A 9,638-nucleotide genomic window follows, 5' to 3' on the forward strand; every position below is an offset into this window, starting at 1 on the left:
CTACGCCACCGACCAGACCACGACGGTGCGGGTCGACGGACGGGAACAACCCCTGGAATCCGACCCGACGGCGGCACTCGCCTACCAACTCGAAGGCAGTCCGATCTACGCCGCGGAGATCCAGGGATTTCTCCGGGGCGGCGCCTTCCGGGGCATGATGCCGCGCGACCGCGCCCAAGACGGTTTGTTCATGATGCAGCCTTACCGGTCCGGGAAGATTCCGGTGGTGCTGGTGCATGGGACGGCCTCCAGCCCCGCGCGCTGGGCCGAATTGTTCAACGAACTCCAGGGCGATCCGCGCATCCGCGAGCGGTTCCAAATCTGGGTTTTTCTCTACGATACCGGCAACCCGATTGCCTATTCGGCCGGGCGGCTGCGGGCGGCCCTGACGACGGCGGTGCAGGAGTTCGATCCCGAGGGCAAGGATCCGGCCCTGCGCGACATGGTGGTGATCGGGCACAGCCAGGGGGGGCTTCTGACCAAGTTCACCGCCATCGACAGCGGCACCCGGTTCTGGGACCGCATCAGCAGCAAGCCCTTCGATGCCATCCAGGTTGACCCCGAAACCCGCGATCTTCTAAAGCAGTCAGCGTTCTTTACGCCCCTGCCCTTTGTCGGACGGCTGGTGTTCGTGGCAACCCCCCATCACGGAGCGCTGCTCGCCTCGGGCCGGATCGGGGCCATCGCCACCCGGCTGGTGACCTTGCCGGTGGGCGTGTTGAGCCAGTTCACCCAGGTCGCCGCGTTGACCGGGGATGAGAAGCTGACCACGATCCTCCGCCGGCCCCCGACGGCCATCGACAACATGAACCCGGAGCACCCCGGCCTTAAAATCCTGGAGTCCATCCCGGTTTCGCCCCGCATTCCGGCCCACTCGATCATCGCGGTGGAGGGCAATGGCCCCAAGGAGGAAGGCGACGACGGCGTGGTGGCCTATAAGAGTGCCCACATCAACGAGGCGGTCTCCGAACGGGTGGTCCGCTGGGATCATTCTTGCCAGGGGCAGCCCGAGGTCATCGAGGAGATTAGGCGCATCCTGCTGGAACACGCGGCGGCATTCGAGGGGAAACGCCCGTGACGCGCCGGATCGGCACGGCCGTCGCCCTGGTCCTGGCCGGCCTCGCGATGACCGGCGCCACCGGCTGGGGAACGCTGGTCCTTTATTACCTGGCGCCGGGACCGGCCGGGCTTCGCATGGCGGCGGCCGGTTTTTTCGCCGCCATCGGCCTGGCGGCCTTGGGCGCCCTGTGCGTCCGGCGGACTCGCCGACTCGCGGCGCTGGGCTTTGCCGCCGCCCTCGTGCCGGTGCTGCTCGTCTGGGGCAGCGCGACGCCCTCCAACGACCGCGACTGGCAGCCCGAGGTGGCGGTGCTGCCCTATGCCACTCTCGACGGCGACCGGGTGACCGTCCACAACATCCGCAATTTCGACTATCGGACGGAAACCGATTTCACTCCGGCCTACTATGACCGGACTTTCGACCTCAAACGGCTGGACCGGGTCGATCTGCTGGCCTCGTACTGGATGGGACCGGCCATCGCCCATATGTTCGTCAGTTTCGGTTTCGGCGAGGATCATCTGGCCATTTCCATCGAGGTGCGCAAGGACCGCACCCGGCCCTATGCCACGCTCCCCGGCTTGTTCCGGCAGTACGAACTGGTCTACGTGGTGGCTGATGAGCGGGACGTGATCCGGGTGCGGACCAACTACCGGAAGGATCCGCCGGAAGAGGTCTACCTGTTCCGGCTGGTGGGACCGATCGAAAACGGTCGCCGCGTCTTCCTGGACTATATGCGCGACATCAACGAACTGCGGGAGCATCCGCGCTTCTACAACACGCTCACCACCAACTGCACCACCATGATTCTCACCCACGCCGCCGTGAATCCCGGCCACCTGGCTTATTCATGGAAGGTGCTGCTGAGCGGCTACACCCCGGAATACGCCTATGAGCAGGGGCGCCTGAACCAAAGCCTGTCCTTCGAAGAACTCCGGGAGCGCTCGCATATCAACGCGGTGGCGCGGGCCGCCGACCAGGCGCCGGACTTCTCCCGGCGGATACGGGCCGATCTTCCGTGACAAAACAGTTTTTTAAAAACGTGGATGGAGGCGTCTAAATATTGTGCGGATCGCCAACCGCAAGCCCGAAGAAGCGGTTACCCACCCGGCCCCGTTGGCCCTGAGGCATTCGTGGCTGCGGTGGCATCTACACTATCTGGGCGGGGACGTACCCCGCCGCGTCCGGGAAGACTAGAACTTTGATAATTTTTAAGGAGACCAGCCATGTTGAATCCAACCCATGCCCGCCTAGGCTTCAGCGTACTCGCACTGCTTCTCGCCGGATCGGCGCTGGCGGAAGGGGAACCCTCCCTATCGCAGGCGCAGTCCGAATGCCGGAGCATCGCCCAGCAGCAAACCGGCTATAACCCCAACGCCGCCGCACCGGCCACGACCACCCAGCCCCAGGCGGGCGGCCGGGGGCGTGGTGCAGCCGCCGGGGCCATGGCCGGCGCGGCCAAGGGGAAATCCAAGGCCAACCAGTACGGCAACGTGCCCGATGAGGTCGCCGAGGAATATACCCGCAACCAAATGGAGGACGCCGCCAAGGCCGGTGCGGCCGTGGGCGCGGCCAAGCAGCGCCAACAGAACCGACAGAGCGCGCAATCCCAGCAGCAGGCTCAGCAACAGCAGGCTGCCGCCGCCAATGCCTACAACCAGGCCTATGCCTCGTGCATGGCGGGCAAGGGGTTCCCGGGCCAGTAAAGGCGAATTCGCGGCGGACGGTCACGGGCTGCCATACTTTTGTTGCAGATCCGCGGTAATATACGAACCGCCTCGACTGTTCCCCGGTCCAGCGGAGGCGGAATCGGCGCTCCCGGCCCCAAGCCCCCGATATCAGCTATGAAGAATATAAAGAACAAGATGCCTTTGCGACGCCGTCCACCCGGACCCATCCTGCTCGCCGCCTCCGTTGGCCTGTCCGCCTGCTCCCTGCCCATCCGCCAGCACGCTGCGCCGCAGGCCTGGTCCGAGAAGGCCGGAGTGGTGAGCCTTTCGGGGGTGCGCTATGTTCGGCGACTTGTACAAGATTTACAGCGAAGCCCAACGGGACGGCATCGACTACAACCTCGCCTATATCCCCAAGACCTTTAACGCCCCGCACAAAGGGGACCTCGACACCGAGTACATGCGGGAGCTGTTCCAGACCGGCTACGACCTGGCCGCCAAGGGCTACCGCTGGGAGAAGGTGCCGCCGGGGCTGTGAGCGACAGAATCTTTTTACCCCCTCTCCCAGAGGGCGAGGGCTCTTAACTTAACCGCAATAAAAATAAGGAGTTATCGAACCATGAACCGCAAGCCAACCGTCCTGATCGCCTGCCTTGGCCTTGCCCTGTCCCTGAACGCCTGCGCCGCGCCGAAGAAAAAAGCCGCCGAAGACGTGGCGGCCCCGGCACCGCAAGGCCCGATGGAAACCTTCCTGCACGGCTGCAAGACGGAGCTGGACCGCTACTGCAAGGACGTCACCCCCGGTGACAACCGCCTCCTGGCCTGCATCTATGCCCATGAGGACAAGCTCACCGGCCGCTGCGAGTACGCCCTGTTCGACGCCGCGTCCCAGTTGCAGCACGCGGTGGCTTCGCTCAGCTATGCCGCCGCCGAATGCGACGATGACCTGGAGAAATACTGCGCCAACGTCGAGGTCGGCGAAGGGCGGCTCTTGGCCTGCCTGGACAAGCACGACAGAGAGGTCAGCGGGCGCTGCAAGCAGGCGTTGAAGGATGTGGGGCTGAAGCAATAACGAGTTCGAGGGTGAGATCACAATGGCAAGATTCGGGAGCATCCTGAAAACAAAATCTACAGGATTGATAGGCGTGTTGGCCCTGACTTTGCTGACGGCGGCCGAACGATCCGGCGCGGCTCCAGATCCGGACCTCAGGCCCGAGGAAACCAGGGCCATTGCCGAAGAGGCCTACGTCTATTTCTATCCGTTGGTCTCCATGGATGTCACGCGCAGGCAACTAACCAACATCGAAGCCGGGAAAATGACTGGCCGGGGACCGATGAACACGTTCTCCCACGTTCGCGCCTTTCCGGATGCGAATTTCAGGGAAGTGGTCCGGCCCAATTTCGACACCTTGTACTCATCGGCCTGGCTGGACCTGACCCAGGAGCCGGTGGTCGTTTCCGCGCCCGATACGGCAGGGCGTTACTACCTGCTGCCAATGCTCGATCTGTGGAGCGATGTCTTCGCGGTGCCGGGCAAGCGCGCCACGGGCACGCGGGTCGGCCACTTCGCGGTCGTGCCGTCGGGCTGGAAAGGGAAGCTGCCGGCTGGCGTCACCCGCCTCGACGCTCCCACGCCCTACGTGTGGCTGATCGGCCGCACCCAGACCAACGGGCCGGAGGACTATCCGGCCGCGCACAAGGTCCAGGATGGCTACGGGATCACCCCGCTCTCGCAGTGGGGCAAGAAGGCACCGCCGGTCCAGGCGAAAATCGACCCGACCGTGGACATGAAGACGCCCCCGCTGGTTCAGGTCAACACCATGCCTGCCAAAACCTACTACACCTATGCCGCGGAGTTGCTGAAGGTGAATCCGCCCCACCTCACCGACCAGCCGATCATCGCCCGGATGAAGCGCATCGGCATCGAAGCGGGCAAGAGCCTCGACTTCGACCGGCTCGATCCCGCCGTCCGGCAGGCGCTGGAAGCCGCCCCCGCGGACGGCCTGAAGGCCATGAAGGAGAAACTCCCCACACTCGCCCGGGTGGTCAACGGCTGGCAGATGAACACCGATAGCATGGGCGTGTACGGCAACTACTATCTCAAGCGCGCCATCGTTGCCATGGTCGGCCTGGGCGCGAACCTGCCCGAAGACGCGATCTATCCCCTCCTTGTCGCCGACGCGGACGGCAAGCCGCTGGACGGCGGCAACAAATACGTGCTGCATTTCGACAAGAGCGAACTGCCGCCAGCCAGCGCCTTCTGGTCGATCACCATGTACGACGGCGAGGGTTTCCACGCGGCCAACCCCCTCAACCGCTTCGCCATTGGCGATCGCGACCGGCTGCGCTTCAACGCCGACGGCTCGCTCGATATCCACATCCAGCACGACAGCCCCGGCTCGGGCAAGGAATCCAACTGGCTGCCCGCCCCCAAAGGCCCGCTGGGCGTCACCCTGCGCCTCTATGCGCCCAAAGCCGAGGCGCTGGACGGACGCTGGGCACCACCCGCAGTCAAGCGGATGGAATGAGAGCATCCATGATCCGTGTGGCCTCCAGTGGAGGCGTGCGTCCTTGCGCCGAGCTTAAGGCTATCGCAAGAGGCCGGTCTTTCGGTTTGGCGGCGTTGCTGGCCGGGGCTGTGGCGTTGACCGGCTGCGCCAGCCTCCGCCCTCACTTCCCGCCGCCGCAGAAATCAGAGGCTCAGATCGGGATGCCGGGGATGCCGGGGATCCGGGCCTGGGGCGATGAGTTCAGCCCGGACTTCCAGAAGGATCTGGTCGAATCCATCCGGCAGGAGGAGCGGAGCGGCCTTTTCCATGAAGGCGGAACCGTCGACATCCTGGCGATTTCCGGAGGCGGCGGCGATGGCGCGTTCGGCGCGGGGCTTCTCTACGGCTGGACGGCGGCGGGCAACCGGCCGAATTTCAAGCTGGTGACCGGCATCAGCACCGGCGCGCTGATGGCGCCGTTCGCCTTCCTGGGTCCGGCCTACGACGAAAATCTGAAGAAGGTGTACACCACCATCACCTCCAAGGACATCCTCAAGTTGAAGTCGCTGTTCGGCATGTTGGGGACCGACGCGATCAGCCTCAACGATCCCCTCGCCAAGCTCACCACGGAATACGTGGACGAGAGGATGCTGAAGGACATCGCGGCGGAACACGCGAAAGGGCGCAGGCTGTATATCGGCACGACCGCCCTCGACGCCCAGCGTCCGGTGATCTGGAACATGGGGGCCATCGCCGCCTCCGGCCATCCGAACGCCCCCGACCTGTTCCGCAAGGTCATGATCGCTTCCGCCACCGTCCCGGTGGCCTTTCCGCCGGTGTATTTCCCGGTGGAAGCTGGCGGACACCACTACGACGAGATGCACGTGGACGGCGGCGTGACCAATCAGGTATTCCTCTACGGCCCCGTGCTGAAGCCGCTGGCCGGGGTCAGGGAGCTCGGGTTCGAGCGGCCGCGCCGCCGGCTCCAGGTCTTTGTCATCCGCAACAGCCCGATCCGGCCCGCTTGGCAATCCGTGAAACCGATAATCCGATCCATCGCCCCACGGTCCGTGTCGTCGCTCATCAAGGCCCAGGGCATCGGCGATCTCTACCGCATCTTCGTGACCGCGGAGCATGATGGCTTCGATTTCAACCTCGCCCACATTCCCGACGAGATGGATACCAATCGTACCGACGAGTTCGACAACCGCGTGATGAACGTGCTGTTCGAGACCGGCTACAAGCTGGCCCGCCACGGCTACCACTGGCAAAAGGGGCCGCCGGGGCTTTTTCCCGCCAACCCGCCGAATCCGGAGAAGCGCCGGAAAATGGAGGGCGAGGCCACGGAAGCCAGATAGTCCGGAGATGTTGGGCATGGGATACCTGCCCGACCCGCAAAACCGAGCGCCCCGGACGGCGGGACGACTTGGGCATATAACCCACTCAAAAAATAAGGTGAAAAAACCATGAATCGCTTTCAGAACCGGATGCCTACCCTCAAAAGCTTCGCTGCGCTCGGCGTGGGGCTGTCGCTGCTCGGGGGCTGCGCCGTCACCGAACAACGGCCGGTCGAGCTGGGCTCCTGCGCCTTTCTGGGCAAGGACTGCGCCAGGCTGAAGCCGGGCGCCGAAGGCCAAGCGGCGCTGCGCTACGTCAATCCCGCCGCGCAATGGAGCCGATACGGCAAGGTCATGATCGAGCCCGTGACCTTCTGGGGCGGGCAGGAGAGCCAATATTCGCCCGAACAACAGCAGGCGCTGCTGAATTACTTCCATCAGTCCCTGCAGAAGCACTTGGGAGAAAAATTCCAGGTCGTCGACAAGGCCGGTCCCGGCGTCATGAAGGTCCAGGCGGCGGTGGCGGATGCCGAAGGCTCCACGCTAGGGCTACGTTCCATTTCTATGATCGTTCCCCAGGCCCACATGCTGTCCAATATCGTTTACCTCGCCACGGACAAATTCCCGTTTGTGGGCGGGGCGCAGGGCGAGGCCAGGATCACCGATGCCACGACCGGCGAGATATTGACCATGGCGGTCGATCGCCGCATCGGCGGCGGAAACATCTCGACCGGCTTCAGCGGGAAGTGGGGAGACGCCCAAAACGCCATGGACGCCTGGTCGGAGCAAATGGCCAACCGGGTCAAGGCCTGGACCTCGGGGGCGGAGAAACCTTGACCCATGGCCTTTGCCGTTTGCCAATTTCCAAGCTCCGGCTTGGGAACCGGCGAACCTTGAACTTAATGGCGCCGCATGGCTTGCAAACTCCGGCCCGCCAGGCTTCGAAAAGCCGGTGCCCCTTGAATGGAAGGATGAACTCATGAACTTACGCGCCAAATTCGCCCGTTTCGAACGCTTCGGAACCGATTGGCGGCGGCTGCTGGTCCGCGGGGCGGTCATGCTATTCGTGGGCGTCGCGTTGGCGATCGCCGCCCTGTTCAACCCGGATGCGATGCTCCTGCACGCACGGGAATTTTCCTGGCTGCCGGCCGCCGGGTTCGTGGTATTGGCGGTGGGAATCCTGGAGTGTTTCGACGCCGCCATCGCCAAGGAACTGAGAGATTTTTTCCTGCACCTGCAAAACGGCGTTCTCGACGTGGTCGTCGCCGGCCTGATCATTTTCAGCATCGGTGACGATCCGGCCCGATTGAGCCTCCTGATCGCGGCCTTTCTCATGGTCAAGGGCATTCTTCGGACCATCCTGGCCCAGGCGACGCAGGTGCCGCACCGGACCTCCACCATCGTCGGCGCGGGGGTTTCCTTTGTGCTGGGCATGCTGATCTGGGCGGAATGGCCGTCCCAGGCCGCCTGGTTTCTCTCTGTTGCCCTGAGCGCCGAAATCGGTTTCCGGGGATGGGCGCTGATGATGTTCGCGTTCTGGGCGAAGGCGCAGAAGACACGGGAATCGGCTGGTTGATCCACACTTTAGGGGAGTTTAGGAATATGGCATGCGAAATCATCAAGGTCGAAGGCGATTTGGTCACGGTCCGGATCGGCGGCGTCATGCGCCTTAAGGAGCAACAAGCGGTCCAGCGGGCGGCGGCGGATATTATCGGAACGCGCGGCAAAGTCAGGGCGCTCGTACTCGCGGAGAATTTCCAGGGCTGGTCCAGGGAGGACGACTGGAGCGATGTCGGTTTTCTGATGGAATACGGCGACGCCATGGCCAAGCTGGCCATCGTCGGCGAGGAACGCTGGAAGGATGACGCCTTCGCGTTCGCCGGCAAGGGTTTCAGGGAAACCGAGATCGAGTTCTTTCCCACCGCCGCCCTAGCCGAAGCTGAACTCTGGGTGCGGAGCTGAGGCGCCATCCTGCCGGGGCCGGTGGCTGGGCATTTCAAATACTTAATTCAAAGGAAACATTCATACGCATGAACACGCTTATCCGCGCAACCCTTATCAGCACGTTGGCCCTGGCCGCCGTCGGCTGTTCGACCATTCAGTCGGGCGCCAACGACATGAAGGCCGTGGCTGTCGAACCGGCCCCCAATGCCGGTTTCATCGAGCATCCCGAACGGCAGGCCAGGCGGGCCGATCTGCCGTTCCAGAAGGTCTGGATCAAGCCCGGCTTCGACAAGAGCCACTACCGGGAACTGGTCGTGGCGCCGGTCAACACCCAGTACATGCTGGAGATGGACTGGCTACACAAGGCGAGTTCAGCCAATTGGGTCAGCGACGTCAAGACCGACATCGCGGAACTCGCTCGGTACTTCCACCACCAGGCGGAGAAGAACTTCAAGAATGACCCCAAGCACCGCTTCCGGGTCATCGACAGTCCCGACCAGCATAGGGAGCCCGCCCTGCGCCTGGAACTCGCCCTGATCGAGATCGATCCTTCGACCCCGGTGCTCCATGCGCTCAGTTGGGCGGGCCCGCCCGGCACCGGCACCGCCGTCGGCGTTGTCAATCAGCGCAAGGCCGCCTTCGAGGGGCGGCTGCGCGATCTCCAAACGGGCGAGGTAATCGCTACCTTCGCCGACCGTGACACGGCGGACATCGGCCCCCTCGACCTCACCCGCCTGACCTGGTACGGCCCCGCCAAGGGCATCATGGACCGCTGGGCGGAGCAGTTCGTGCAGGTCGCCAACCGCCAGCCGGGCGAGGTGGTCACCGATCCGACCCCGCTCACCCTGCGGCCTTTTTAATCCCACGCCGGAGAAACCAACCCATGAATCCGACCCGCTCGCCCAAGCCGATGTCTTTCCTGATGGTCGCGCTGCTCTTGGCCGGCTGCGCCGGCACGAAAGTGCAGAACGGGCATGAAATCGCTTACGCCGGAATGCCCAGACCAAGCCAAGTCAACGTCTATAACTTTGCCGTCAATCCCGCTGAGATCAAGGGAAACTCCGGCCCCCTGGCCCGCCTGACGCGGAGCGACAACCCCTCCGAGCAGACGGCGGAGCAAATGGCCATCGGCCGCGAGACG

Annotated in this window: 12 protein-coding genes; all 12 read left to right on the forward strand. The window is 63.9% G+C overall.

The annotated features are described in order from the left end of the window. Positions 1 to 1,078, forward strand: a 1,078-nt coding sequence (locus ACXWUF_RS12450; RefSeq protein ID WP_458494991.1) for an esterase/lipase family protein, incomplete at its 5' end; no start/stop codon positions are given. Next, entirely contained in the window at positions 1,075 to 2,079 is a 1,005-nt protein-coding gene (locus ACXWUF_RS12455) for an Lnb N-terminal periplasmic domain-containing protein (protein ID WP_458494992.1), read from the forward strand. The genes ACXWUF_RS12450 and ACXWUF_RS12455, both read left to right, overlap by 4 nt. Before the next feature lie 204 nt (positions 2,080 to 2,283). Continuing rightward, entirely contained in the window at positions 2,284 to 2,763 is a 480-nt protein-coding gene (locus ACXWUF_RS12460) for a hypothetical protein (protein WP_458494993.1), read from the forward strand. Between the two features lie 304 nt (positions 2,764 to 3,067). Further along, entirely contained in the window at positions 3,068 to 3,265 is a 198-nt protein-coding gene (locus ACXWUF_RS12465; RefSeq protein ID WP_458494994.1) for a hypothetical protein, read from the forward strand. Between the two features lie 81 nt (positions 3,266 to 3,346). Further along, the gene (locus ACXWUF_RS12470; protein WP_458494995.1) at positions 3,347 to 3,799 is read left to right on the forward strand and encodes a cysteine rich repeat-containing protein; all 453 of its coding nucleotides are present in this window, start codon (positions 3,347 to 3,349) and stop codon (positions 3,797 to 3,799) included. 73 nt (positions 3,800 to 3,872) lie between these two features. After that, positions 3,873 to 5,255 (forward strand): DUF1254 domain-containing protein, encoded by a 1,383-nt coding sequence (locus ACXWUF_RS12475; protein WP_458494996.1) that lies wholly within the window; start codon positions 3,873 to 3,875, stop codon positions 5,253 to 5,255. A gap of 86 nt (positions 5,256 to 5,341) precedes the next feature. Then, on the forward strand, positions 5,342 to 6,574 hold the full coding sequence (locus ACXWUF_RS12480; protein WP_458494997.1) for a patatin-like phospholipase family protein: 1,233 nt from the start codon (positions 5,342 to 5,344) through the stop codon (positions 6,572 to 6,574). 108 nt (positions 6,575 to 6,682) lie between these two features. Beyond that, the gene (locus tag ACXWUF_RS12485) at positions 6,683 to 7,390 is read left to right on the forward strand and encodes a DUF3313 domain-containing protein (protein ID WP_458494998.1); all 708 of its coding nucleotides are present in this window, start codon (positions 6,683 to 6,685) and stop codon (positions 7,388 to 7,390) included. A gap of 142 nt (positions 7,391 to 7,532) precedes the next feature. Beyond that, positions 7,533 to 8,129, forward strand: a complete 597-nt coding sequence (locus ACXWUF_RS12490) for an HdeD family acid-resistance protein (protein ID WP_458494999.1) — start codon at positions 7,533 to 7,535, stop codon at positions 8,127 to 8,129. Between the two features lie 26 nt (positions 8,130 to 8,155). Continuing rightward, positions 8,156 to 8,515, forward strand: a complete 360-nt coding sequence (locus ACXWUF_RS12495; RefSeq protein ID WP_458495000.1) for an STAS/SEC14 domain-containing protein — start codon at positions 8,156 to 8,158, stop codon at positions 8,513 to 8,515. 68 nt (positions 8,516 to 8,583) lie between these two features. Next, positions 8,584 to 9,357, forward strand: coding sequence for a DUF3313 family protein (locus tag ACXWUF_RS12500; RefSeq protein ID WP_458495001.1), 774 nt, complete (start codon positions 8,584 to 8,586; stop codon positions 9,355 to 9,357). Between the two features lie 23 nt (positions 9,358 to 9,380). Beyond that, positions 9,381 to 9,638, forward strand: a 258-nt coding sequence (locus ACXWUF_RS12505) for a hypothetical protein (protein ID WP_458495002.1), incomplete at its 3' end; no start/stop codon positions are given.

The sequence above is a fragment of the Methylomagnum sp. genome (genome assembly GCF_054333355.1).